Annotated in this window: 25 protein-coding genes; 11 read left to right on the top strand and 14 right to left on the bottom strand. The window is 69.1% G+C overall.

All coding sequences use genetic code 11. The annotated features are described in order from the left end of the window. Nucleotide 1 precedes the first annotated feature (1 nt). Entirely contained in the window at nt 2-1,825 is a 1,824-nt protein-coding gene (locus tag NP4_RS35080; RefSeq protein ID WP_373863890.1) for an APC family permease, read from the bottom strand. Nucleotides 1,826-2,304: 479 nt separating this feature from the next. Between NP4_RS35080 and NP4_RS35085 the strand changes: the two genes are divergently transcribed. From NP4_RS35085 to NP4_RS35105, 5 genes are all read left to right on the top strand, one after another. After that, a complete protein-coding gene (locus NP4_RS35085) occupies nt 2,305-3,573 on the top strand; it encodes an MFS transporter (protein WP_068007245.1) in 1,269 nt (422 codons plus the stop codon). A gap of 99 nt (nt 3,574-3,672) precedes the next feature. Further along, nucleotides 3,673-5,028: an MFS transporter gene (locus NP4_RS35090; protein WP_068007162.1), complete on the top strand. Its 1,356-nt coding sequence runs from the start codon at nt 3,673-3,675 to the stop codon at nt 5,026-5,028. Between the two features lie 107 nt (nt 5,029-5,135). Further along, entirely contained in the window at nt 5,136-5,795 is a 660-nt protein-coding gene (locus NP4_RS35095) for a response regulator transcription factor (RefSeq protein ID WP_068007248.1), read from the top strand. Then, nucleotides 5,792-7,186, top strand: coding sequence for a sensor histidine kinase (locus NP4_RS35100; protein WP_068007165.1), 1,395 nt, complete (start codon nt 5,792-5,794; stop codon nt 7,184-7,186). Before NP4_RS35095 ends, NP4_RS35100 begins: the two co-directional genes overlap by 4 nt. Further along, on the top strand, nt 7,183-8,112 hold the full coding sequence (locus tag NP4_RS35105) for a TAXI family TRAP transporter solute-binding subunit (RefSeq protein WP_245998364.1): 930 nt from the start codon (nt 7,183-7,185) through the stop codon (nt 8,110-8,112). The genes NP4_RS35100 and NP4_RS35105 overlap by 4 nt, the downstream gene beginning before the upstream one ends. Nucleotides 8,113-8,129: 17 nt before the next feature. Here NP4_RS35105 and NP4_RS35110 read toward each other — a convergent pair whose 3' ends face one another. The 6 genes from NP4_RS35110 to NP4_RS35135 all read right to left on the bottom strand — a co-directional run bounded on the left by NP4_RS35110 (nt 8,130) and on the right by NP4_RS35135 (nt 11,633). After that, nucleotides 8,130-8,360 carry a hypothetical protein gene (locus NP4_RS35110; protein WP_068007167.1) on the bottom strand — a complete coding sequence of 77 codons (231 nt, stop codon included), beginning with the start codon at nt 8,358-8,360 and terminating at the stop codon, nt 8,130-8,132. A gap of 73 nt (nt 8,361-8,433) precedes the next feature. Next, entirely contained in the window at nt 8,434-8,994 is a 561-nt protein-coding gene (locus tag NP4_RS43600; protein WP_507762159.1) for a hypothetical protein, read from the bottom strand. Then, nucleotides 8,892-9,275: a VOC family protein gene (locus tag NP4_RS35120; protein ID WP_068007254.1), complete on the bottom strand. Its 384-nt coding sequence runs from the start codon at nt 9,273-9,275 to the stop codon at nt 8,892-8,894. The genes NP4_RS43600 and NP4_RS35120 overlap by 103 nt, the downstream gene beginning before the upstream one ends. Nucleotides 9,276-9,305: 30 nt before the next feature. After that, the gene (locus NP4_RS35125) at nt 9,306-10,244 is read right to left on the bottom strand and encodes a cutinase family protein (protein ID WP_245998365.1); all 939 of its coding nucleotides are present in this window, start codon (nt 10,242-10,244) and stop codon (nt 9,306-9,308) included. Nucleotides 10,245-10,492: 248 nt separating this feature from the next. After that, a complete protein-coding gene (locus NP4_RS35130; RefSeq protein WP_068007172.1) occupies nt 10,493-10,759 on the bottom strand; it encodes a hypothetical protein in 267 nt (88 codons plus the stop codon). Nucleotides 10,760-10,772: 13 nt separating this feature from the next. Further along, entirely contained in the window at nt 10,773-11,633 is an 861-nt protein-coding gene (locus NP4_RS35135) for an SDR family NAD(P)-dependent oxidoreductase (protein ID WP_068007177.1), read from the bottom strand. Between the two features lie 70 nt (nt 11,634-11,703). Here NP4_RS35135 and NP4_RS35140 point away from each other — a divergent pair, with 70 nt between their 5' ends. Further along, the gene (locus NP4_RS35140; RefSeq protein ID WP_068007186.1) at nt 11,704-12,633 is read left to right on the top strand and encodes a LysR family transcriptional regulator; all 930 of its coding nucleotides are present in this window, start codon (nt 11,704-11,706) and stop codon (nt 12,631-12,633) included. On the opposite strand, the gene NP4_RS35145 is transcribed toward NP4_RS35140, so the two are convergent. Genes NP4_RS35145 through NP4_RS35160 form a run of 4 tightly spaced genes read right to left on the bottom strand, consistent with a single transcriptional unit; the run spans nt 12,624 to nt 15,900 of the window. Further along, nucleotides 12,624-13,577, bottom strand: a complete 954-nt coding sequence (locus NP4_RS35145) for an anti-sigma factor RsbA family regulatory protein (protein ID WP_068007189.1) — start codon at nt 13,575-13,577, stop codon at nt 12,624-12,626. The two genes, NP4_RS35140 and NP4_RS35145, sit on opposite strands and share 10 nt — an antisense overlap. Next, on the bottom strand, nt 13,574-14,413 hold the full coding sequence (locus NP4_RS35150) for an MEDS and STAS domain-containing protein (protein ID WP_068007193.1): 840 nt from the start codon (nt 14,411-14,413) through the stop codon (nt 13,574-13,576). Before NP4_RS35150 ends, NP4_RS35145 begins: the two co-directional genes overlap by 4 nt. 59 nt (nt 14,414-14,472) lie before the next feature. Next, nucleotides 14,473-15,399: a cyclase family protein gene (locus NP4_RS35155; RefSeq protein ID WP_068007197.1), complete on the bottom strand. Its 927-nt coding sequence runs from the start codon at nt 15,397-15,399 to the stop codon at nt 14,473-14,475. 21 nt (nt 15,400-15,420) lie between these two features. Beyond that, nucleotides 15,421-15,900 carry a GtrA family protein gene (locus tag NP4_RS35160; RefSeq protein WP_068007199.1) on the bottom strand — a complete coding sequence of 160 codons (480 nt, stop codon included), beginning with the start codon at nt 15,898-15,900 and terminating at the stop codon, nt 15,421-15,423. 434 nt (nt 15,901-16,334) lie between these two features. On the opposite strand from NP4_RS35160, the gene NP4_RS41375 reads away from it, so the two are divergent. Beyond that, nucleotides 16,335-16,487, top strand: coding sequence for a hypothetical protein (locus NP4_RS41375; protein WP_156524966.1), 153 nt, complete (start codon nt 16,335-16,337; stop codon nt 16,485-16,487). On the opposite strand, the gene NP4_RS35165 is transcribed toward NP4_RS41375, so the two are convergent. Continuing rightward, nucleotides 16,484-17,041 carry a hypothetical protein gene (locus tag NP4_RS35165; RefSeq protein ID WP_114755826.1) on the bottom strand — a complete coding sequence of 186 codons (558 nt, stop codon included), beginning with the start codon at nt 17,039-17,041 and terminating at the stop codon, nt 16,484-16,486. The two genes, NP4_RS41375 and NP4_RS35165, sit on opposite strands and share 4 nt — an antisense overlap. Nucleotides 17,042-17,053: 12 nt before the next feature. Beyond that, entirely contained in the window at nt 17,054-18,547 is a 1,494-nt protein-coding gene (locus NP4_RS35170; protein ID WP_068007205.1) for a succinic semialdehyde dehydrogenase, read from the bottom strand. A gap of 405 nt (nt 18,548-18,952) precedes the next feature. Here NP4_RS35170 and NP4_RS35175 point away from each other — a divergent pair, with 405 nt between their 5' ends. From NP4_RS35175 to NP4_RS35190, 4 genes are all read left to right on the top strand, one after another. Then, on the top strand, nt 18,953-19,501 hold the full coding sequence (locus NP4_RS35175; RefSeq protein WP_068007208.1) for a hypothetical protein: 549 nt from the start codon (nt 18,953-18,955) through the stop codon (nt 19,499-19,501). A gap of 161 nt (nt 19,502-19,662) precedes the next feature. Continuing rightward, nucleotides 19,663-20,016, top strand: coding sequence for a hypothetical protein (locus NP4_RS35180; protein WP_068007211.1), 354 nt, complete (start codon nt 19,663-19,665; stop codon nt 20,014-20,016). A 10-nt stretch (nt 20,017-20,026) separates the two neighbouring features. Then, entirely contained in the window at nt 20,027-23,848 is a 3,822-nt protein-coding gene (locus NP4_RS35185) for an AAA family ATPase (protein WP_147288050.1), read from the top strand. A 103-nt stretch (nt 23,849-23,951) separates the two neighbouring features. Next, nucleotides 23,952-24,278 carry a peptidase associated/transthyretin-like domain-containing protein gene (locus tag NP4_RS35190; RefSeq protein ID WP_147288051.1) on the top strand — a complete coding sequence of 109 codons (327 nt, stop codon included), beginning with the start codon at nt 23,952-23,954 and terminating at the stop codon, nt 24,276-24,278. Here NP4_RS35190 and efeB read toward each other — a convergent pair. Next, the coding region (efeB, locus tag NP4_RS35195; RefSeq protein ID WP_068007218.1) for an iron uptake transporter deferrochelatase/peroxidase subunit at nt 24,262-25,477 on the bottom strand (1,216 nt) is incomplete at its 5' end. The two genes, NP4_RS35190 and efeB, sit on opposite strands and share 17 nt — an antisense overlap.

Genomic DNA, 25,477 nt, shown 5'->3' on the forward strand with positions numbered 1-25,477 from the left:
TTCAGGAATCCACGTGCACATGCGGCCGCTGATGCGGATCCGCGATCGCTCGCCGCAGGATCTCGCGCGTCACCGGCGCGACCTCACCCTCGCCGACGAACAGGAACTTCAGGAGGTTGATCAGCGGATTGCCCTCGGACCATTCGAAATACACATGCGGATTGAGGCCGGTGCGATTGCGGATGGCCAGCAGAATCGCGGCAATGGAATTGGGTACCGCCGCGGCCTCGACCGAGAGCACCTTGTAGTGGTCGACTTCCAGCCCTTGAACATTCAGATCGGTGGAGAACTCCGAGGCGTCCTTGACGATTACCTCGAGAAACAGAATCGGATCCCCGACCGGGATATGGCTTTCCAGCCGCTGCTCGGCCTCTTTTTCCCGATAGTCCTCGGGATGACGGATATCGTCGGCCTCGCGGTCGTGGGTGACCACCCGAATGGTGCCGCTGGCGGCGATCTTATCGATCAGCCAGGCCGCCCGATCATCGAAACTCACCTCGATGGCCCGTAATTCGAACGCCCGCCGCGCCCGCGACGCGAACGACACCACGATGATGGTCACGATGAACAGCGACGCCAGCTGCACACCCTCGGGCCGCTCGAAGACATTGGCGATGGTGGTGTAGACGAAAACCGCTGTCACCACGCCGAATCCGATGGTCTGGGCGCGCTCGCGCCGCCGGAACGCCGACAGCGTGACCGCCACCGCGGCCGAGGTGATCAACACCAGCACCCCGGTCGCGTACGCACCGCCCTGCGCGTCGACATCGGCGTCGAAATACCACGTGATTCCGAAGGCGATGAGCGCGAACACCAGTACCAGCGGCCGGGTCGCGCGCGCCCATTCCGGCGCCATTCCGTAGCGCGGCAGATATCGCGGCACCAGATTCAGCAGTCCCGCCATCGCCGAGGCTCCGGCGAACCACAGGATCGCGATCGTGGAAAGGTCGTAGACGGTACCGAATCCGTCACCCAGATAGGTATGCGCCAAATACGCCAGCGCCCGCCCGTTGGCGGGGCCGCCGGGCTGGAACCTGTCCTCCGGAATCAGCACGACGGTAATGAAACTGGACACGATGAGAAAGCTGCTCATGATGACCGCGGCCGTGGTGAGCAATTTGTGCGTGCCGACGATCCGGGTGCGCGGATTGTCCTCCGATTCCCCGGGCGCGCTCTTGATCTGCGGCATGACCGCCACCCCGGTCTCGAATCCGGACAGGCCGAGGGCGAGTTTCGGGAACACCAGCAGCGAAATCCCCACCATCGCGGCGATATTGCCGTGCTGGGCGGTCATGGCGTGGGTCCAGTCGACCACCAGTCCGCGCGCGGTCGCCACCTCGTACAACCCCACCACCGCGACCACGAGATTCAAACCCAGATACGTGGCGACCAGCACGACCGCCACCCCGATCGCCTCGGCGAACCCCTTGAGGAAGATCGCCGCCAGCAACGCCAGCAGGACGAGCGTGATCAGCAGGGCGTGCCCGCGCATCGGCTCGGGCACATACGGATTCTCGACGATATGCGCGGCGCCGTCGGCCGCCGACAGTGTCATGGTGATCACGAAATCGGTGGCCGCGAACCCGAGCAGGACGAGTATGAACACCTTTCCCGTCCACCGCGGCAGGATATCGGCGAACATCGCCAATGATCCACCGCCGTGCGGGGATTCGACGGCCACCCGCCGATACACCGGCAGCGCGCCCAGCAGCGTCAATCCGACCAGTACCAGCGTCGCCATGGGCGAGAGCACGCCCGCCGCGAGCGCGGCGATGCCCGGCTGATAGCCCAGCGTGGAGAAATAGTCGACACCGGTCAGGCACATCACCTGCCACCACGAGCGCTGATGGCCGGATTCGGCGGATTTCACCATCGGCCCGGGGTGGCGGGAGTACCGATCGTCGTCGGCGCCTGCGAGCAGCCATGCGGCCAGCTTCGGGCGGCGCCGGGCGGCGGTCGTGGTCACGGGTCTCCCTCGTGGGCGTGTCCCGAGCGGGCCCGGAACGTCGGCAGGCGTCGAGATCAATCTATCCGCCACACCAGGCCGCAGGCGCGGCGTGTCGGTCGTCGCCACCACGCCTGACGCATGAATGTGAGCACAATCACAATTGACACTATCGTCGCACGTCGGCATGTGCGTGCCGCAGCCCCTGCCGATTCGCGTCTTGTTTGCCCGTCGCTCCCCCCGGGTACATGCCCAAATCGTGTCGGTCTGCAGTACGACCGGCACGTCGGCAAGGGAAGGGATACGCCGTGGACAATCAGGAGCCAGCCCAATTGCGCCGCTCGGTGGCGGCCGCCGCAATGGGCAACGCCACCGAGTGGTACGACTACGGCGCCTACGCCGCCACGGCGGGATATCTCACCGACGCGTTCTTCCCCGGCCACCTGGGCACCCTGGGCACACTGCTCGGCTTCGCGATCTCCTTCCTGTTGCGACCGCTCGGCGGCATGGTGTGGGGTCCGCTCGGCGACCGCATCGGGCGCAAAGCCGTACTGGCGACCACGATTCTGCTGATGGCCGGCGCGACCGGACTGATCGGCGTGCTGCCCAGCCACTCCAGCGTGGGGATCCTCGCGCCGATCCTGTTGATCACCCTGCGCGTCATCCAGGGCTTTTCCACCGGCGGCGAATACGGCGGTGCGGCAACCTATCTCGCCGAGTCGGTGGACGATCGCCGCCGCGGCTTCTTCGGCAGCTTCCTGGAATTCGGCACGCTGACCGGCTTCGTCGGCGGTTCGGCGATCGTGCTGCTGCTGCAACTGCTGCTCACCGACGATCAGATGCAGAGCTTCGGCTGGCGGATCCCGTTCCTGCTGGCCGTGCCGCTGGGTCTGGTCGGCTGGTATCTGCGCAGCCGCCTGGACGAATCGCCGGTGTTCACCGAGGTCGCCGAGGACGACCGTCCCAGTGGCGGATTGCTGAAACTGATCGTCGACTACCGCCGCGAACTGCTCACCCTGGGCGGGCTGGTCATCGCCCTGAACGTGGTCAACTACACGCTGCTGGCCTATATGCCGACCTACCTGAACAAGACGATCGGCATGAGCAACACCCAGACCACGGCGATGGTGCTGATCGGACAGTTGGCGATGGTGGTGGTGATGCCGCTGTCGGGCGGGCTGTCGGACAGGTTCGGGCGTCGTCCGATGTGGCTGGTGTCGCTGATCGGGTTGATCGTGCTGTCGGTGCCGCTGTACTGGCTGATGGGTCAGGGAATGGGCTGGGCCATCCTGGGATTCGTCGTGCTGGGCCTGCTGTATGTGCCGCAGCTGTCCACGATTTCGGCCACCTTCCCGGCGATCTTCCCCACCCATGTGCGCTACGCCGGATTCGCGCTGGCCTACAACGTGTCGACCGCGGCCTTCGGCGGTACCGCGCCGCTGGTCAACCAGTGGGTCATCGATGCCACCGGCTGGCATCTGTTCCCGGCCTTCTACACCGTCGGCGCGTGTCTGATCGGCCTGTGCGCGTGGACATTCCTGCGCGAGACCGCCGGTGCGTCGCTGCGCGGCACCGAGGTGCCCGAAACCACCGACGAGCTGGAAGCGGTGACGCCCCAACCGTCCTAAGGCAGTGTTAGAAAACCGGACATAGACTGTCGCGAGGAATGTGGGGGCCGACACAGTGATCCGAGAACGACGTGCGCCGCGCGTCGAGAAGGAGGATCTGTGAGCTCGGCCCAGCCGGTGAGCGAACGCCGTGTCGTTGCCAACGTACTGCGCGGTTCGATCGGAAATCTCGTCGAATGGTACGACTGGTACGTCTACGCCGCGTTCAGCGTCTACTTCGCGAAAACCTTCTTCCCCAAGGGGGATTCCACCGCGCAGCTGCTGTCCACGGCGGCGGTGTTCGCGGTCGGGTTCCTCATGCGGCCGATCGGCGGCTGGCTGCTGGGCCGCTATGCCGACCGTTTCGGACGCCGCTCGGCGCTGACGCTGTCGGTATCGGTCATGGCCGCCGGATCGCTGCTCATCGCGCTCACGCCCGGCCATCAGACCATCGGCGTGGCCGCGCCGGTGCTGCTGCTGATCGCGCGGCTGCTGCAGGGTCTGTCGGTCGGCGGCGAATACGCCACCAGCGCAACGTATCTGTCCGAGGTGGCCACGGCCGGTAAGCGCGGCTACTACTCGAGCTTCCAGTACGTCACCCTCGTCGGCGGGCAGCTGGTGGCGCTGGCGGTGCAGATCGTGCTGCAGCACGTGCTCACCGATGCGCAGATGAGCAACTGGGGCTGGCGGATCGCGTTCGTGATCGGGGCCGCGGGCGCGCTGCTCGTGATGTGGCTGCGGCGCAGCATGGACGAGTCGGCCGCGTTCGATGCCGAGGCCCGCGAAGTGTCCGTGGTCGGGGACTCGCCCGAGGAGGGCCGCGGCAGTCTGCGTGTGCTGCTGCAGTATCCCCGAGAATGCCTGCTGGTCATAGGTTTGACTCTCGGTGGCACGATCGCGTTCTACACCTACACGACCTATATGCAGAAGTTCATGATCAACACCTCGGGCATCTCCAAAACCACGGTGTCCTGGATCAACTTCATCGCCCTGCTCGTCTTCGTGGTCGTGCAGCCGCTGGCCGGAGCCCTGTCCGACCGGATCGGCCGCCGCCCGCTGCTGATCTTCTTCGGCGTCGCGGGCACGGTGTTCACGGTCCCGATCATGACGGTGCTCGGCCACACCAAGAATCCGATCGCGGCCTTCGCGCTGATGATGACCGCGCTGATCATCATCACCGGCTACACCTCGATCAATGCCATCGTGAAGGCCGAACTGTTCCCCACGAAGATCCGCGCGCTGGGCGTCGGTCTGCCGTACGCGCTGACCGCGGCCATCTTCGGCGGCACGGCCGAGACCATCGCGCTGCGGCTGAAGCAGACCGGACACGAATCGCTGTTCTTCTGGTACGTCTCCGGCGCGATCCTCATCTCGCTGCTGACCTACTGGTTCATGCGCGAATCCTCCGCCGACTCGCCGATCGACACCGAACGCATCGGCACACCCGCCGCCGACCCGGCGCGCGCCCGGGGGTGATCCGGCCGCCACACCAGCCCTCCCACCGGCGTTTTCGCTCACCGGCAGCGATGGGGCGATACCATCGCTGCTCGGACGAATTCCGGACGAACTGGAGATTTGGCGCGGTGCGGTTGGCAGTGGTCGAGGACGACGACGGTGTGGGTGATGCCCTGGTGGAGGCGCTCGGCGTGCGCGGGCACCAGGCCAAGCGCCTGCGCCGCGGCGCGGACCTGTTGATCGCGCATCGCGGTTACGACGCGATCCTGCTCGATCTCGGGCTGCCCGACGGCGACGGATTGCAGGTGTTGCGGCAGCTGCGCGAGGTGAGTTCGGTGCCGGTGGTCATACTCACCGCCCGCAGTGACGAACGGTCGATCGTGCGCGGATTACGCGGCGGCGCGGACGATTACGTCATCAAGCCGCCGCGTATCGCGGAGTTGGTGGCGCGGCTGGAGAATGTCACCCGGCGGGCCACCGCGGCGGCCGAACCGCCGCAGGAGATCGTGGAGACCTGGGATGTGCGCGTGGATCTGACCGCTCGCCGGGTCGAGGTCGGCGGTGCGGTGATCGCGTTGACCGCCAAGGAATTCGAACTCGTCGAAGCGCTGGTCGAACGTCCGGGCGCGGCGGTGAGCCGCCAGCAGCTGATGGATCGGATCTGGGGCGACGCGTTCGTGGCGGTGTCGCGATCGCTCGATGTGCACATGGCGGGGTTGCGTCAGAAACTCGATCGGCCGGGCCTGATCACGACCATCCGCGGTTACGGATACCGCTGGGGCGAATGAGGCGACGACTGCTGGTGGCGCTGACCGTGTTCGCCACGATCGCGGTGCTCGCCTTCGCGGCCCCGCTGTGTTCGATCGCGGCCACCAGCCGCACCCAGCAACTGGTATTGGGTCGCACCGGCGACGCGGATCGGTTCGCCACCCTCGCCGACGCCGCCGCGACGACCGGTGACACCCATGCGCTCGCGGTGGAAGTGGGCCGCTACCACCAGCTCTACGGTGAACCGGTGCTGGTGATCGATGCCCGGGGCCAGGCGCTGGTCAATGCCGGTGTCGATCCGGGCGATCCGCGGATCCAGGCGGCGCTGGCCGCGGCCCGGCGCAATCAGCGCTCGGCCCCGATCGCGCAGTTGCTGCCGTGGGCGCCGCGGCGAATGCTCATCGCCCGGCCCATCGGCACCGGGGTGCAGGTCAACGGCGCGGTGGTCATCGATGCCTCGACCGCGCACGCCCGCGCCGACATCGTGCGGACATGGGGCATCGTGGCGGGCGGAGCGCTGGCGGCCATGGCGTTGTTCACCGCGCTGGCGCTGGTGCTCTCGCGGTGGGTGCTGCGGCCGCTCAACGAATTGTCCACGGCCGTGGCGGCGCTCACCGCGTCACTGCCCACCCCGCGCGCGGCCGCGGCCCCCATGACCCGGCACCAGGGCGGGCCGCCGGAGATCCTGGCCGTCGCCGAATCGGTCGATACGATGGCGGCCGCGGTGCTGGATTCCCAACGCGCGCAACGGCAATTGGTCGCCGATACCGCGCATGCGATGCGTAATCCGCTGGCGGCGTTGACCATTCGCCTGGATTCGCTGCAACCGGCGATTCCCGAGCACGCGTCGGCGACCTTCCGGGGCGCCGTCACCGAGGCCGAGCGGCTCACCGCACTGCTGGACGGACTGCTCAATCTCGCCGTCGCCGAGGGCAGCCACGAGCGCGAGCACCCCGCCGAGGATCACTGCGCGCCCGCGCAGGTCATCTGCGATCGAATCGACGCCTGGCACACGGCTTTCGACCGCGCCGGGCTGCGGCTGAGCGCCGATGCGGTGCATACGCCCGATGTCGCGGTATCCGCCGCGGTGCTCGCGCAGATTCTGGATGTCGTGCTCAGCAATGCCAGTCGCTACGCGGGCAGCGGGGCGCACACCCGGTTGAGCGCGGTCACCGGTTCCGGCACGGTCGTGCTGACCGTCGCCGATGACGGAGTCGGTGTTCCCGAGGACGAATTGGACAAGCTCACCACCCGCTTCTTCCGAGGCTCCACCGCCGCGGCGACCGGCACGGGTCTGGGGCTGCCCATTGCCGCCGCCCTGACCAGTTCGCACGAGGGGCGACTGACCGTGCGCCCCAATCGTCCGAGCGGACTGGCCGTGGACATCGAACTCCCGGCGGCGACGCGATGAACCGATTCGGTCCGATGTCGAGCCGTCGCGGATTCCTCACCGCCGCAACGGGTTTCGGTGCGGCGCTGCTCACCGGCTGCGGTCCGGGAACTCCGCCGACCGTGCGCTTGGCGGCGGGGGAGATCGGCGGCTTCTATCACGCGTTCACCGCACTGCTGGCCGCGGTGGCGGCCGAGGCCGGAACCCTGCGGATCGAACCGGTCACCACGATGGGTTCGCTGGCCAATCTCGAAATGCTCACCCGCGGCAAGGTCGACGCCGCCCTCACCCTCGCCGACGCCGTGCAGGACGCGCCCGACCATCTCGCCGCGATCGGGCGGGTCTACGAGAACTATCTACAACTCGCGGTGCGCGTGGACGGACCCATCGGCGAGGTCGCCGATCTGCGGGGCGCGCGAATCAGCCTGGGCGCGCCGGGATCCGGGGCCACGCTCACCGGCGAACGGCTGTTGCGCGCGGCCGATCTGAATCCCGGCAGCGATGTCACCGTCACCCATCTGGCCCTGCGCGACGCGGTGGCCGCGATCGCCGCCGATGCCGCCGACGCCCTGCTGTGGGCGGGCGGAGTCCCCACCGGAATCCTCGACGTCCCGCGCGCCCTGCGGCTGATCGATATGGGTGCGCTCGCCCAGCCCATGCGCGACCGGTTCGGCTACCTCTACGACCGTGTCGTCATTCCGGCCGACGCCTATCCCGGCACCGCCGCCGTGCGCACCATCGGCGTGGCCAATCTTCTGGTCACCACCACGTCCCTACCCACCGAACTGGCCGACGCCCTGACCGAACTGCTCATCACCCGCGCCGACCGCCTGGTCCCGGCCGTGGCCGCGGGCACCCAATTCCTCGACGTCCGCTCGCTGATCGGCACCGACGGCATCCCCCTGCACGCGGGCGCGGCCCGCGTCTACCGGCGCTATCACGGCTGATCGGTACGCCGCCACGCCTACAGCGGTGACGGTGGTTCGGGTACGGGCGATTTCGTCGGCGTCAGCACCGCGGGCAGGCGCACCACCGGATCGAAGGCCGGGCGCGGGCCCTGATCGGGGATCGGCCGTTGCAGAACCAGCACCGCCATGATCACCAATGCGATCGCCGCTAAGACCCCCGCGACCATCCGCACCCACCCCAGCCGCCGCGGCCGCCGGCTGTCTCGGTCGGCCGCGCGCCACGTCATTGTCTGCCCCCTGTGCAATGGATGATTCACCACCCGAATCGCCCTGTGCCCGCGATTGTTACGCCCCGCGGAATTACTGCTTGTCCCGGCCCAGCGCGGGACTGACGAGCCGCCACTCGTGATCCCAGGCGGCGGCCCGGCGGCGATCGAGCCATCGGCCGGTGGCCCAGACGATCACACCCGCATCCGCGGCCGCCGCGAGAACGATGAGCAGCCCGACGCCGATGCCCTGCACGACGGCGACGTCATGGGTCAGTGGTGGCGTGGTGGGGCGACCGTCGGGGCCCAGCCACAGCGTGGTCCGGTCACCCGGTTGCTCGGAGCCGCGCACATCGATCACCGCCTCACCGGGTCCGTTCGGGCGTTCCCAGCGCGCGTGCGCCTCGAGCAGATGCGCCGCGCCCTCCTGCCCGGCCGCGGAGCGCACCGGCGCGGTGGTGATGACGGCCGGTGGCGTAGGGCTGTTCGACGCCGGTCGAGGTTCGCAGATCCACCCCTGCCGAGTTGGCCGCGCGGCGAGGGCGACCGCGCCTACTTCGCCGCGACCAGTTCCAAGGCGATATTGTCCGGATCGCGGAACTCCAGGATGTAGCTCACTCCGATGTCCTTGATCGGCTCGTGGGCCACGCCGCAGTCGTCGAGATGGGCTGCGGCGGCCTCCAATTCGGCCAGCGATGCCACGCGCAACGCGAGATGGTCCAGGCCGACCCGGTTTTCGTCGAAGCGGTCCGTGGCGGCCGGGCGCAGGCCGAGCATGCCGTATTCCATGCGGTACAGGACGCCGCCGTGCAGGAACTCCGGCGGCACTCCGTCGACCACGGGCCAGCCGAACACGCGCTCGTAGAAGGCGCGTGAACGGTCGATGTCGCACACGGTCAGGCGGATATGGGCGACGGATGCGGGTGAGATCGACATATCGCCCATGCTGGCATACCGGTTGTCGGGTCAGGGGTGCTGGGCCGCGATATCGCCGAGCCAGTTGTGCAGCCAGGCGGTGGCGGTGGTGCCGTTGGCGTCCACGACGTAGTGCGGATAGGACTGGTGGGCACCGGATTCCAGGAAGTCCTGGACCTGTCGCTGCCACTGTTCACTGGCCGGATCGTTGGCGGGGGCGTTGAGGATGGCCGTGCCGCCGGGGATCAGGGCCTCGCCGAGAATGGAATTCAGGGTCTGCACATAGTTGCCGATCTGCAGCGGATCGGGCGCGGAGAGCTGGGTGGCGAATCCGGCGAAGCGGCCGGCCAGATCGTCGGTGGGCACCGAGCAGTAGAGATCGCCCGCGGCGCAGAAGGTCCGGACCTTCGGGCCGAGCCAGCCGAAGCCTCCGATGCGCGGTCCGCCCGCGCCGATGCCCGGCACCGGCGGGCCCACCAGCGCGTCGGTGGGGGAGCGGCGCGGATCCGACAGCAGGCCGACCGCGACCACCCGGTCCGGCGATACCACGCCGAGTCCGGTGCCGATCTCGGCGGCCACATCACCGGCCGCGTCCGCGCCCTGGCTGTAGCCGAGCAGCGCGAAACGCGTTGCGCCGCAGCGGGCCGCGGTCGCGGCGATGGCGGCGCGGGCATTGGTGACGGCCTCCCGCTTGGACATGCCGTAGACCTCGCCCTCCCACGGCAGGGCGGTCGCGGCATAGCTGATGTAGTCGGTGTGCACCGTGCCGGGCAGGCCGCGGGTGACCAGCGACAGCATGCCCTGGCGCGGATCGTCGCGGGAGGTTTCCCAGGTTCCGGGCACCGCCACCACATTCAGATCCGGACAGTCGCCGGGCGCGGCGCTCGCGCGCGGCGCGCCGGTGGTGCACAGCACTCCGGCCGCCACCGCCACCGCGGCGGTGGCAAGCGAACAGACTCTTCTCAGTGATCGCGCGGTTCGAGATGACACGCTGAGCCCTTTCGCTCGGATCTGTTGAACGGGTAAACGATTGTCCCAGCACCGAGCGACTCCCGGCCCCTGGAGAACATACTGTCCGAAAATAGCAAGAAACCGGTCGGTCGGCAGTGGTTCGGCGAATCGGATCGTCTCAGGGCTCGGAAGGCGCGCCGTGCTGAGGGTTTCGGCGATCCAGCCCTCGGCGTCGGCGCCGGACCACCCTCGGTCGACGATCAATGAGCGATAGACATCATAGGTGGTCAACGCGTACATGATGTCGGCGGCGCGTTCGGCGCACCGGCCGGATTCGAGCGCGCGCCGGACCGCGAGTCCCGGGGTGGTGTGCCGGGGGCCGTCGTAGCGGCCTGTTCGGCGGCGGCGAGGAACGCGCCGACCTCGGGATCGACCGCCGCGGTGACGCGCATGACGTCGAGCAGTCCCATGTACCGCTCCGACATCGCGCGCATATGAGCGGTGTAGAGCGCGCGTCGGCGGCGCGGATCGGGTTCGGCGAACAGCTCACGCACCCTCTGAATCGCCTCACTTCTCCGCATCCGGGGACCAAGCCAGCACCTCACCGCCGCGCACGAGCTGGCCGTAGTGCGCCGGGTCGACGAAGTCGAGCGCGAGATCGAGCAGGGCGACGGCGGCTTCGGCGGGAGTGGGCGCGGCCGAGACGTCCCACCACAGGCCCGAGGTCGGGGTGTTCATCATGCCGGGGCATAGCGCGGCGATGAGAATGCCTCGGGCGAGGTCGCTTTCGCGGCGCTGCGCGGCGAGGGCGCGTACGGCCGCGACCTGCCCGATCTTGGAGGGGATATTGACGAAACCGGGCCAGGCCCCGGCGCGGGCGCTGCCGTCGGCGACCGCGTCGCGCCAGGCGGCGATCTGCGCGTCGACCTCGTCGAGTGTGGTCAGGCCGTCGAAGCGGTTGTGCAGCACCGGCGCCAGATGATGCAGCCTGCCCAGTGAACTGGCGACCACGAACAGGCGCGCGCCGTCGCGCAGCACGGGTGCGAACGCGCGGAGCAGGCGCGTGGTGCCGAAGTTGTTGACCTCGACGTAGTCTCGCACGATCCGGCGCGGATCGTCGTCGGGCCCCACGCGCATGACGGCATTGCCGAAGACCACATCCACCCCGCCGTGACGCGAATTCAGCTCCGCGGCAAGACGTTCGGCGGCGGTTGGATCGGCGACGTCGAGTATCTCCCCGCGCACCCGCGCGCCACCGGCGGGCACGGCCGCCACCGCCTCGGTGACCCGGCGCAGATCGCGGCCGGTGAGGTAGACGACGTCCCGCGGCGTCATGCGCTGGGCGAGTCCTTCGACCAGCGCCAGCCCCAGCCCCTGGGTGGCGCCGGTGACGACGGCGACTCTGGTCGTGCTGTGTTTCAAGGTCATATCTGAACGCTAGGAGTCTGACGGTTATGTGTGAAGCGAGAAATGCTCAGGCATGGTATGCGTAATAGTCATGACCTTCAGTGACGCCTCGCTGACCGCGCTGCGGGTGTTCCGCGAGGTGGCCGAGCGCGGTACGCTCACCGCCGCGGCCACTGCCCTGGGTTACACCCAGTCCGCGGTGTCGCGGCAGATCGCGGCGCTCGAGCGGTCCGCGGGCGCGCCCCTGCTGCAGCGGCGACACGACGGGGTGCGCCTGACCCCGGCGGGACGGATCGTGGCCCGGCGCGCCGCGGCGGTGATCGATCAGATCGACGCCACGGCAAGGGAATTGGCAGGCCTGCCGGACGATCGCGCGACCGTGCGGCTGGGTTGGTTCGCCAGCGCCGGAGTCGGACTGGTCCCGGCGGCGCTGCGGCGCTTGGGCCGCACCCACCCCGGCATCACCGTACTCGGGCGGGAGGGCTCCACCCCGGCGCTCGTTCGCGCGCTGCGCGCGGGCACGGTCGACCTCGCGCTGGTCGCCTCCGCGCCGCCCTATCGACCGCTGGACGCGGAAACCCCTGCGCTGCAGGTGCGCATCCTCACCGAGCGGACCCTGCATATCGCCGTCCCGGCCGAGCATCCGCTGGCCCGCGGCGATCATATCGATATCGCCGACCTGCGCGGCCAGCCGTGGATAGCGGGCCCGGGCGGCGACCCCGCCATGGGCGTCTGGCCGGGGGTGGACGAACGCCCGAATATCGTTCACACCGTGCGTGATTGGCTTGCGAAGCTGCATCTGGTCGCCGCGGGCTGCGGTATCACCACCATCCCGGTCGGTCTGACCGCGGCCTGCCCGCCCGGCGTACGGGTGCTGCCGGTGCACGGTGGTCCCGCCGAACAACGCCGTCTGCTCCTGGCGCGCCTGCCGGGGCCCGTGCCGCCCGCGGCCGCGCGGCTGGCCGAGACGCTGCGGGCGGTTGCGGTGGAAACGCCCGCGCCGCAGGATGTTCAGAACTGATCCGGGCCACTCAGCCGCAGCAGCGCGTACTGGCTGGTGCCGGTCGGGCCGGTGTGGGTGCGGACCAGATCGGCGAGCTGATGCACCAGCAGCAGGCCGCGCCCCCGGAACTGACCCGGGGTGGCCGGGCGACGTCCGGCGAGGGGATCGGTGATGTGCCCGGTATCGCGCACCTCGCAGGCCAGATAGTCGGTGTGCCGCCAAATACTCAGGCTGCACGGACTTTTCGCGTGTTCGATGCTGTTGGTGATCAATTCGGTGACGATGAGTTCGAAATCGGGGATCCGGTCCTCGGACAGGCCCAGGCGCAGGGCGTGCGCGGTGGCGGTGTGCCGGGCGATCGGGACGTCGGCGGGGGAGTCGACGAGGATTTCGGCGGCGTCGACTCCGGCCGGGAACGGTTGGTTGTAGCGATCGATGATGTCGTCGGGGGCGTAGTGATCGCTGGGATAGCGGGCCGCGGCCTCCCACAGCAGCGGATGGGTGGTGCGCGCGTCGGCCAGGACCGCCGGGGCGAGATGGGTGATGTCGTACGGACAGACGATGGTGCCGGCGCGGCCGAGGAACGACGGATTGACCAGCGCCTCGTGCTGGACACAGGCCGGATACTCGATATCGCTGCGGCCCACCCAGATCGCCTCGGCGATGATGCGGACGTGCCGATCGGGGTAGGTGTCGGCGAACCGGTGCAGTACCGCGGCGATGATGCGGCCCGGATTGCGCCCGGCCTCGTTCATATCGATCAGGGTCACCTGGGCGGCATCCGCGCCCAGCGCGTCGGCCAGCGCCGTCAGCCGGGCGTGCGGAACGGCGGCGGCGACCGGCTGGTCCAGGGCCAGACCGTCGGTGACGAAGGGAACGAGTCCGGCGAGGTATTCCTCGTCATTGCCGTAGAACAGTGCGGGATGGGCGAATTCGGCCGGGGCGGCGGCGGCCCCGGTCACGCAGCGACCTCCACGCGCACCCCGGACAGCTCGAGCAGATCCACCAGGCGGGCCGCACCCCGCCAGCGGGTGCGCAGCAGCAGGGTCGCGTGGTGGCGGGCGGCGTGGTCGGCCAGGCGCAGCAGCGTGGTGTGATCGAGGAATCCGACCTCGGTCGCATCGATCGTCAACTGTCCGTCGACGGGTCGTGGGTCGGCGTCGGCGAGGGCGTCCTCGAGCGGGGTGAGGGTGGCGATATCGAGTTCACCGGCCAGGGCTGCGGCGCCGTCGGTCCCGGCGAACAGACGGAAACCGCCGGGGGTGTTGGTATTCGGATGCAGGCAGCTCAGGCGCGCGAGGGTGCGCGGTGCGACCCGGCCGCGGTGATAGGCGCACATTCCGGTGATCGGCTGGGTGGTCATCAAATGGTCGACGAGATGTTCGTAGCGGGCGAAGGCCGCGGCGTGCCGGTCGGTGGCGACCAGCGGCGTGCAATCCGCCGCCACCCGCAATCCGGTGAATCCGGCCGCGCGGGCGCGCCCGGCCGCCGCGGCGAAGGCGTGCACCTGCGCGTGCGGATCGACGATGGGCGCGCTCGCGTACGCGGTGGCCAAGGGGACGATTCGGGCGGCGCGGTCGGCGACCGCGGCGTCCCAGCCGTCGACGTGGCGCAGATGTCCGGCCAGCGTTTGCGGCTCACCCGCGGCGACATACCAGACCTGCTGGCCGTGGGACAGGCCCTCGCGGAGAAATTCGCCTGCGCGGGAATGGAATTCGTCGTACTGGTCGAATGTCCAGCATAAGTGGTCGTGCGGCTCCAAACCCCGTGGGTGCTGTACCACTGCGGACCGTCGCACGTCTCGATTCTAAATCGCACTCGAGGTGTCGGCGCGCAGGGGCGACGGCGTTGCCGCGCTCAGAAGATCGCGACCGGCGCGACCGGCGCGCCCGTGGCGCCCACGAACGGTTCCGGTGTGGCCGAGAGCAGGAACTCGTAGCGCCGCTCCCGCGCGCACGCCGCGGACAGCTCCTCGAGATTCCAGTTCTGGCCCTGGAGCATGCCCATGTCGACCAGATGCAGCGCGTGCACCGCCAGCCACAGATTCTCGATCTCCGGCGGGATGATCTCGAAGGTGAACGTGTCGTTGGCGACCGCGGCGACATCGTGGGCGTGGAACCACTGCGGGCACCGGATCGACAGTCCGGGCGAGGGTGTGGCGTAGCGGTCGCGCTGGCCGTTCAGATACAGGCCCAGCTGTCCGGTCCGGACGAGGACGATATCGCCCGCGCGTACCCGGACCTCGCCGAACAGCGCTGCGGCGTCGAGATCCTCGGGTGTCACGGCATGGTCGGCGGGCAGCCGGTCGACGCCATGTGCGGCGGCCACATCCAGCAGGACGCCCCGCGACACGATATGGGGCGCCTTGTCGATTCCACCGACGGTCGCGCCGCGATGGGCGGTGATGGAGTCGGCGGGGCGGCCGTTGTAGAGCCGACCGTTGTAGGAGACGTGGGCCAGCGCGTCCCAGTGGGTGCCCGCCTGCAGACCCATCGTCACGGTGTCGTCGCTGGTGGCAACGCCATTGGGGCCGAACATCTCCCGGTTCAACGCGACCATGGTGTGCAGCGGATCGGTCCGGCCCGGTGCCAGTCCGGTCTGGATCCCGTGCTGGCGCAGCGGTACGGCCAGCGCCACGCGGTGACCGGTGCGTACCGTGGCGGCCGCGGCGCGCACCACCTCGTCGGTGACGAGGTTGAGGGTGCCGAGCTCATCGGCGGAACCCCAACGGCCCCAATTGTTGACGCGCCGGGCGATATCGAGAAACTCCTGCGGGAACTGCATCGCCGAAGTGTCGCATTCGCGTCATTCGGCGTTGCGGAACACCACCCAGCGCATGGCGCAGTACATATACACGGCCTCACAACCTCCGGCGACGATCCGGGCGAGGCGATAGTCGACGCCGAGCGCGGACAGTACGGTCGACACGCCCAGGATGAAGGCCAGATAGTTCACCACCACGACCACCACGTACACCGCGACCTGCGGGCCCACCGCGGCGTGCGAACGAAAGTTCAACGTCCGGTTGGCCAGATAACTCAGCGCGAACGCGCACGCGTAGGCCACGGTCACCGCGATCGGCACCGGCAGCCGCAGTCCGGTGTGCAGCAGGGTCAAAAGCAGCAGATCGATGCCGAAGGTGCAGCTGTTGATCAGCGCGAATCCGAGAAAGGTCGGCGCGATGAGGCGCGCCAGCCCGAACGGCAGTCGGGCGACCACGAGTTCGCACCAGCGATGGAACTGCTCGACCGACCGCACCCGGCCCGTCGCTGCTTCGGTCGACACCCCGCCAACCTGCCAGCGGCGGGTGTCGGCGCGGTGATCGTCAAGCGAACAACCGGGGCCGGGCTACGGAATCGGGACGAGCTGCGGATGCAGCAGCGTGGCGGGTGACTGGGCGAGATCGCCGAGGCGGCCGAAGATCGTGTCGAAGAAGCCGCGCAGACAGCCGCGCTGCAGATCGATCGAGGCCCGGGGGTCGATGTCGCCGACCAGCTCGGCGGCGAGATCGGCCGGGACGATTCCCGCGGCGGTGAGGACGGGAACGATCAGCTGGTTGTCACAGAACGAGTGATGCTGTGCGCCGGTGAGCCGGAACTCCAGTTTCGGACCGCGATCGGCGTCCCGGAACCGCCGCCAGCTGTCGTCCTGCGCTCGCCCGTGATCGGTGCCGCCGCGAGCACGCCGCGACCCTGCGTACGCGCTACGACCTGGCGCGTGTGCGCGGCGCGTCCGGTGCGGTGGCCGTGGCGGTCGATGATCTCACCGGTCTGCTGGCCGATCAGACCAGGGCGCTGGGCCCGCAGCATCCCGATGTGCGCGATACCACCGCCGAACTCGACTCTTGGCGGGCGCGGCTGACCGAGGACTAGCGTAGGCCGGGTGGGCAGATGATGACCCCGGTATTGTCGATGCCCGGAATCGGTTGCGGCGGACGCGGTATGGTGCCGCTGCGGTCGTATCCGTCGATGCCGGTCGCCGAGACGCGCGGTGAATTGGATTGGATCACACCGCTGTTGCCGATGCCGCGAATGTGGCGGGCCGGATCGCCGATACCGGTGACGGAGATGATGTCGTCGGTGGATCGTCCGATGACGGCGCCCGCGTTGCCGATCGGATAGCCCGTGATCAGCACCCGATTGCCGGGGCCCTCGAGGCGGATCAGGCCGCGATTGCCCGCGAATCGGATCGAGATGTCGTTGTGCCCACCCTCGGCGACAATCGTGGCGCCGGGGGCCGGGGCGTCGCCGCGGCATTCCAGCCGACTGTTGCCGGACAGGGTGATCGGCCCGTCGGGGACGAGTCGGCCGTTGACGAAACAGCCGTCCGACGGCGGGACGATCGGATCGTCCGCGTGGGCGGGCAATCCGACCAGCAGCACGGTCGCCGCCAGCGTGCATCCCCACCCGGACGCGGATCTGCGCATCGTCGCCTCCTCCTATTTGCGGCGCATGGTCTGCATGAGCCGGTAGGCGAGTGCGAGCACCTCGCTGTTGGGTTCCATGCCCAGGCCGGGTGGCGGATCGAAACCCGGCACGTGGCGGCTGGCGACGGTTTGGATGTCGGTGTAGCGGATCAGACCGTGCTCGCCGTGGCGGCGGCCGTGGCCGGAGGCCTTCATCCCGCCGACGGGCGCGTCGACGGAGGTCTGGGCCGAGGCGTAACCGTCGTTGATATTGACTGTGCCGCACTGGATCCGGGTCGCCAGGTGGCGACCACGATGCAGATCGCGGGTCCAGATGCAGGCATTGAGGCCGTAGTCGGAATCATTGGCCAGCGTCACCGCGTGCTCGTCGTCGGTGCAGCGGTAGATCGAGACGACCGGGCCGAAGGTGGGTTCGTGATGGACGGCCATGGCCGGGGTGATGCCGGTGAGAATGGTGGGCTCGTAGACCAGGGGCCCGAGATCGGGTCGGGCCTTGCCGCCGGACAGGATGCGCGCGCCGCGTAGCCGGGCGTCGTCGACGTGATGGCGTACGCGTTCGAGTTGGCCGGGGTTGGTGAGGGTTTCGAGGACGAGCTGGCGGGTCTTGGCGATGAAGCGCGGCACGAAATCGTCGAAGATCTGCTCGGCGAGGTAGATCCGCTCGGTGGACAGATGCGGTCCGGCCGAGAAGCACGCGCGCACGGCGCCGGTGGTGGCCAGCTCCACATCGGCGTCGTCGAGGACCAGCATCGGATTCTTGCCGTGTAGTTCCAGCGTGCAGTCGATGAGCCGCCGCCCGGCGGCCTCGGCGACATGTCGGCCCATGGTGGTGGGCCCGGCGAAGCAGATATGGTCCGCGCCCGCGATGACCGCGCCGATCGCGTCGTGCTCGCCGACCACCACCTGCCACAGATCGGCGGGCAGTCCGGCGCGGATCAGCAGTTGACGGACGTAGAGGGTGGTGAGCACGGTCTGGGTGTCGGGCTTGTGCACCACCGCGTTTCCGGCCAGCAGGGCCGGGATCACCTCGCTCACCCCGTGCGCGAGCGGACTGCTCCACGGTGAGATGACGCCGACGATGCCCTTGGGATGCCGCAGTTCCACGGCCCGGGTCGCCAGCGGGATCGCGCCGGTGCGTGCCCGCGGTTTGAGGAAGGCCGAGGTGTTGCGGGCGTAGTACAGGGCGACGCCCGCGGTGGTCAGCGACTCCTCGACCGCGGCGCCGCGCAGTTTGCCGGTCTCGGCTTGGAGTATCTCGATCAGGTTGTTGTCGCCCAGGATCAGATCGTGCAGGGTGAGCGCGAGCGCGGCGCGATTGCGCGGACTCAGTGTCGCCCATACCTGCTGGGCCTTGCGCGCACGATCGAACGCGACCGCGAAATCGGCCTGATTGGACAGTCTCAGTGTGGCCAGCGGCTGCCCGGTCGCGGGCGCGACCGTGGTCGTCTGGGGACCGCTGCTCCACAGCTGCCGCGCCAACTCCGCGTAGGCGGGGGTGGAACTCATTCGGAAATAGTTCAGGGATCGGATTCGAACCGTCAAGCGGACAATTCGGTCTATTCGGTATTCCGGCTGCTCAGCTTGTCCCGGGTGTTTTTCCGCGCGGATTTTGTTGGTGAGAATTTGACGGTTTCGCCGCTTGCCGTTCAGCGTCATATGCGCTCAGTGTTCATTGCCGATGAGTAGCCGAGAAAGCTGTGACCTGGCGCACTTTCGCGGAGGCGCAAGGGCTTGCGCCGTAAGGATCGCGCATGGAAATTCCGCGAAGGATAACCGGTCCATGGGCTCTGAGCTGTGGTTATCGGGGAAGTGCCGCGATTCGTCGTTGACGCTCGCCGCGTGGGTTCGGACCATCGTTTCGTAACCGCTCGGCGAGATAGCAAACAATCAGCTGAACAAGGGAGTCTGATCGTGAGCACCGAATCGATGTACGGCAACGCCGGTCTGCAGCAGTCCGAATCCGAAATGCATCTGGAATACCTGTACGGCCCGCAGTGGCGACAGGTCGCCTACGTCGTCGAACGCGCCGGACAACTCACCGCCGAGGAGCGCGAGCGGCTCAATGCCGAGGCCACGCGGACGGTGCAGGCCCGTATCGGCGGCGGCGAAGCCGGTGCGATGCCGGGGCTGGGCGGACTGGCCGCGCTGCTCGGTGGTCTGGGTCAGCAGTCCGGTGATCCCCAGCCCGAGCGGATCGCCGCCGAGACCGCCAAGGAGTTCGGCCGCTCGCGCAATCTGCAGATCGCGGCCATGGTCGCGGGCCAGGCGGTCTCGCCCGCCCAGGCCGCGGGCGCGGGGGATCTGGCCGGACTGCTCGCCTCTCTGGGTTCGGTCGGCGCGATCACCGCGGTCAATCAGGCCGTCAACGCGGCGGTGCTCGGTGATCTGGTCGGACAGGGCCGGTTCACCCAGGACGTCTACGACGCGCTGGTGCGGCCCTGGCGCGCGGCCATCGCCTGATATGAACGCCGCCGACACCGCGACCCCGAGCCGCCGGTCGTGCACGGGCCGCGCGGATCGCGGTCGCGGGCTTCGGCGGACCCGGCTCGCGGGCATGTCCTCGACGGGCGATCCCGGATCCCGACCCTGCCTGCAGTCCGGGATTCCCGTCGCGCGAGCTCATGCCGCGTAGCCTGCGGCGCCGGGTGGCGGCGCTCATCGTGACCTTCACGACGAGCGCCGCCGAGGTGCAGCGCCGGATCGAGGCGGCGGCCCGCACCGCCGAACGCGCCGAGGCCGACCTGGAATTGATCGCTGATACGATCGGCTCGACCGCAGTGCACGACGCGTTCGACGAGGTCATCGCCGCCATCGATCGGTTGCACGACGCATTGCGGGCACTCGACCGGGCCGTCGCGCACGCGCTGCCCGCACTGCGCGTAACCCCCTCGGTTCAGCATTCGCTCGACGTGCTCCACAGTTCGACCGAAAGCCTGCGGGTGTCGTGTGCGGCGCCCCCGGCGCCGACGCGATAGGACGGGTTCGGTGAATATCCGCACGACAGGTCGCCCGCGCGGCCGCGACGACGGTGGCCCGGCCGCCGGCGGGCGCGGTGTCTTCGCCGCACGACTGGACGAACTGTTCGCCGCGGCCGCCGCATTGCCGGTGAAATCGGTGATTCGGGCCGCCAACGCGCGCGTGGGCGAGGGCGGCGGGCGCGTGACCGCGCAGCGGATCAGCGACTGGCGTCGCGGTAATCGCACCCCGGCCACCTTCGAATCGGTGCGCCCGGTATTGCAGGTGCTCATCGAGGAGGCCCGCCGCGGTCCCGCGGCGAACCGGCGCATCGATCCCGCGCTGCTGGATCTGGATCGCTGGCACGCGGTCTGGAAGGCCGCGCGCACCGAACCGGATCCGAGCGAACTCGACCGCCCGCCCTATCGCGGACTGCTGGCCTACCGGGCCGAGGACCGCGATCTGTACTTCGGTCGCAAGGCCGTGGAACGGCAACTGCACGAACTGGTTTCGGCCGTGGAGGCCGAGGAGGTCACGCATCTGGTGCTGCTGCTCGGTGGCGCGGGTGTGGGCAAATCCTCGCTGCTGGCGGCCGGACTGCAGGCCGCGCCCGGATCACGGGTCCCGATCATGATGACCCCCGGCGAGGATCCGAGCAGCGCCCTGCGCACCGCGCTGGCCGACGCGCCGACCGGTCGCCGGTTGCTGCTGGTGGATCACGGCGAGCAGCTGTTCACCCGCTGCCTCGGCGCGGAGGCCCGGCAACGGTTCCTCGACGAACTCGCGGCCCTGGCCGATCCGCACGCCGAAGCGCCGACCACCGTCGTCATGGCCATCGATACGACCCACCTCAACGATCTGGGCCGTCATCCGCTGCTGCTGTCGGCGATGCGGGACCGGTCGATGGTGCTGGAACCCATGACCGAACAGCAGATGCGCGACGCGATCGTCGGTCCCGCCTCCGCGGTGGGGCTGCGCGTCGAGGACAGCCTCGTGGAGGTCCTGCTGCGCGATATGGCCGCCCTCGACCCGCAGAACACCGTTCGGCTGGGCACCCTGTCCTACGCGTTGGCCAAAACCTGGGAGAACCGCCGCGGCCGCACCCTGACCGTGGAGGCGTATCGCGAGATCGGCGGTGTGGAGGGCGCTTTCGCCAAGGGCTGCGAGCGGATCTGGGCGCTGCTCAACGCGCAGGAACAGGAATTGACCCGGCATCTGCTGGTGGCGTTGACGATCGCGGGACCCACCGCGGTCGTGCGCGACCGGGTGCCCGCCCATCTGCTGATCGACGAGGCCGCCGATCCGGCGGCCATGCGCGCGGTCATCACCCGCCTGATCGAGGAGCGCGCCATCCGCGAGTACGACGGCGACCTGGAACTGGTCTCCGATCTGGTGCTGACCGCGTGGCCGCGGATGTGCGAATGGCTCACCGAGGAAAAGGAATTCGCTCTCGAACGCCAGCGCATCGAAACCGATGCCCGCGAATGGGCGCGCCAGCGCAAACCGGACGCGCTGCTGTACAACCGGACTCGGCTCGAGGACGCCGTGGATGTGTTGCGGCACACCGAGACCTCCAATCGGCTCGCCCGCCAGTTCGTCGCCGAATCGCTGTCGCGTCAGCGCAGGCTCGTGCGGCGACGGCGAGCCCGCTGGGCGGTGGTCGCGGTGAGCACGGTGGCGGCGGTCGTCCTCGCGATCGCCGTGGTCACCCAGCACCTGACGGTGTCGAGGGAACGTCAGGACGCCCGGGTCGACGCGTTGCTCGCCGAATCCCAACGCGTCGAACAGAACAACCCCGGCCTGTCCACGCAGCTGGCGCTGGCCGCCTACCGGATGAGCCCGCGGGCCGGTAACGCGCGGGCCCGGCTGCTCGCGACCCAGACGCTGCCGCAGGAGATGGTGTCCACGGCACGGCATTCCGGTCCGGTGCTCGCGGTGGCCGCCGACACCGATCGGCATCTGGTGGCCAGCGCCGGGGCCGACGGGGCGGTGCGGCTGTGGAATCTGACCGATCGGCAACCGCTCACCGGACACGGGCAACCACTGGAATGCCGGTGCGGCGGTGTCGAATCGGTGGCCTTCGCACCCGGCGGCGGCGCGCTCGCGGCCGCCGGTGACGACGGGATCCTGCGGCTGTGGGATGTCGCGGCCGCCCGGCAGATCGGCTCGTTCGATCTCGGCACGCCCGCCACGACCCTGGTCTATCTGCCCGACGGGCACACCCTGGCCGTGGGCGGCGTCGACGGCAGCGTCTCGTTTCTGGATGTGCTCGCGCCGCAGGCGATCAACCGGCTCGGACCCGCCGTCGCGGCGGGCGTCGATCCGGTGCGGGTGCTGGCGCTCGCGCCCGACGCGCCGGTGCTGGCCAGCGGCGGCGACGACCGGACCGTGCGACTGTGGTCGGTCGCCGACCCCGCGCATCCGACGCCGATCGGTAGCGCGATCGAGGTGCCCGGCGCGCTGCAGGCCCTGGCCTACGGTCCCGGCGGCCGGTTGGCGGCCGGAACCGCCGACGGATCGATCCAGGTGTGGGATGTCCACGATCCGGCCGCGGCCCGACTGATCGATCGGCTCGACGACCGTCGAGTTCCGGTGGCGGGCTTGTCGTTCGCGCTCGGCGGCGGCTTCCTGATCGCGGCGAGCGTGGACGGCACCATGCGGGTCTGGGACACCCGCCGCACCGATCGTGTCTCCCCGGCGGGCTGGGAGGTCCACGACAACAGCGATTCGGTGCGCGCGCTGGTGGTGACCTCCGATACCCAGATGGTGACGGCGGGTTCGGACGGGCGGCTGCGGGTGTGGGGTACGGCCATCGCCTCGGTGCCCATCGCGTTCGACGGCACGCTCAGTTCCGTGGGATTCGACCGGGACGGCGAACTCCTGGCCGACGGACGCCACGACGGCCGTGTCGGATTGTGGGACATCACCGATCCGCCCCGCAGTCGCTTCCTGGGCGAGTTGATCGCGGGACCGCCGAGTCGTCAGGGCGTGGAGGTGGCGCTGCGACCCGATCACGCGATGCTGGCCACCAGCGACGGAACCGCGGTGCGGCTGTGGAGTCTGGCCGATCCGGCCCGGCCCGCCGCGCTGAACCTGTCCTCACCCGACCGGCTCACCGCGCCGGTCGTCTTCGGCCCCAACGGTTCTCGGCTGCTCACCGGCGTCGACGGGCGGTCGCTGCGGTTGTGGGATGTCTCCGATGCGGCCGCCGTGCGTCCGGTCGGCGCGCGGCTGATCGGATCGGATCGCGACCTGCGCGCCGCCGCGCTGACAACGGGCGGTTCGGTGGTCGCGGCGGCCGACGACGCGTCGCGTATCCACATCTGGGATCTGTCCGATCCGGTCCGGTCCGCGCCGCGAATCTCGCTGGACACCAAGGGATCCACGGTGCTGGCGCTGCGCTTCGCCCCGGACGGTAAGACGTTGTTCAGCGCCGAGGACACCGGCGCCATCCACGTCTACGATGTCGCCGATCCGGCCCACGCGCACGAAATCGGTTCCGTGCGTGCGCATCCCGCCGCCATCCGCACCCTCGACATCGACGCCTCCGGGCACCGGCTGGCCACCGGCGGCGACGATCAGACCGCCCGCCTGTGGGATATCACCGATCCCGCGCATCCGACCTCGCTCGGTGAACCGCTGGCCGCACCGATCGGCTGGACGTGGTTCGTGCGTTTCGACCCGCGCGCCGAGGACCGCCTGTTCGGCATCGGCGACAAGGCCTCGGTGCGATGGTTCACCGATCCCGACACCGTCGCCGCCGAACTGTGCGAAACCCTGCCGCCGCATATCGACGAGTCCGCATGGCGGGATCTGTTCGGCGCGATGCCCCGGGTCGAGCTGTGTCCCTGAGGGTTTCGGGGTCGATCGAGATCGGCACACCGTCCGCGTGCTGTGCAAGCCGAATCAATTGCCGGATGGCCGCGCCCCGGGGCCGGTCGGCATGGTGACAGGTATGAATATGGTGCGAATGCTCAGCGGTGTCGGTGTGATGCTGGCGGTTCCGATGATCGCGGCGGGGGTCGCCCAGGCCGTGGAACCGCCGAGCGTGGACGTCGCGGCGGGTAGGCACTGGATGGTGGTGACCGTGCAGCCCAACAGCGGCGACCGTCCCCAGAATTGCCGGGTCGACCCGTATTTCGGTACGCCGCAGACGGTCAGTCTGCCGGTGCCCGCCTCGGGCAATCTGTTCGTCGACAATGTCCGCGCGGGCCACTACACGGTATCGGCCTGGTGCCCCAACGGCGGGGTCACCAAGGCCGAGGTCACCGTGCGGGACTGACGTCGAACAGGTGCTGACCCCACCATTCGCCCTCGGCCAGGCCCGGCGGGCAGGCGAACAGGGCCGAGCCGGTGTGGGTGATGTACTCCATCATCGCGTCCTTGTTCGCCAGCGCGCGCTGCATGGGTACGAACTGGTTGTGCGGGTTGCGGCAGTAGGCGATGAAGAACAATCCGGCGTCGAGATGGCCGAAACCGTCGGAGCCGTCGGTGAAGTTGTAGCCGCGGCGCAGCAGCTGTACACCGCCGAGATTGTCCGGATGGGCCAGGCGGACATGGGCGGTCGCGGGGATCACCGGACTGTGCCCGGAGGTGATGTGGAAGTCGGGGGCGTCGAATTCGGTGTCCTGACCCAGCGGCGCGCCCTCGTGCTTGGTGCGCCCGATGATATCTTCCTGTTCGGCCAGTGAGGCGCGATCCCACGGCTCGATATCCATGCGAATACGCCGGGCCACCAGATAGCTGCCGCCGGTCATCCAGGCCGCCTCGGGCCGGTCGTCGCCGTCACGCACCCACACCCAGCGATCCAGCAGCTCGGTCGACTCGGCCTTGAGGTTGTTGGTTCCGTCCTTGAACCCGAACATGTTTCGCGGCGTGGCCTGGGTCTGGGTGGTGCTCGAGGTACGTCCGAAGCCGAGCTGCGACCAGCGCACCGAGACCACGCCGAAGCCCATGCGCGACAGGTTGCGGATCGCGTGTACCGCGACCTGCGGATCGTCCGAGCACGCCTGGACGCAGATATCGCCGTAGCTGCGCGAGGGTTCGATCGCGTCCTTGGCGAAGACCGGCAGATCGGCCAGCGCGGCGGGTTTGCGCTGCGCGAGGCCGAATCGGTCGGGGCGGGTGGGATTGTCCGCGGTGGGCCCGAACAGGCCGGGTCCGAAGCCGATGGTCAACGTCAGTGAGGCGGGCGAAAGGCCAAGGGCCTCACCGGTATCGGCGGGCGGGCGGTGCGCGCCGTAGTTGTAGGCGCCGTCGGCGACGGCCTCCTCGCCACGGGTCATGCGCTCGGCCGCGGCGGTCCAGCGACGCAGCAGATCAATCAGCTCGTCGCGGGAGTTGGTGATCACGTCGAAGGCCGCGAAGTGCAGGCGATCCTGTGCGGCGGTGGTGATTCCGGCCTGGTGCGGCCCGCGGAAGGCGACGACGCGGTCGGGGCCCGCGGAGTGGGCGTCCGCGCCGAAGACCCCGGCCCCGGCC

Origin of the sequence: Nocardia pseudobrasiliensis NBRC 108224, from assembly GCF_001613105.1 — a bacterium.
GTDB lineage: Bacteria > Actinomycetota > Actinomycetes > Mycobacteriales > Mycobacteriaceae > Nocardia > Nocardia pseudobrasiliensis.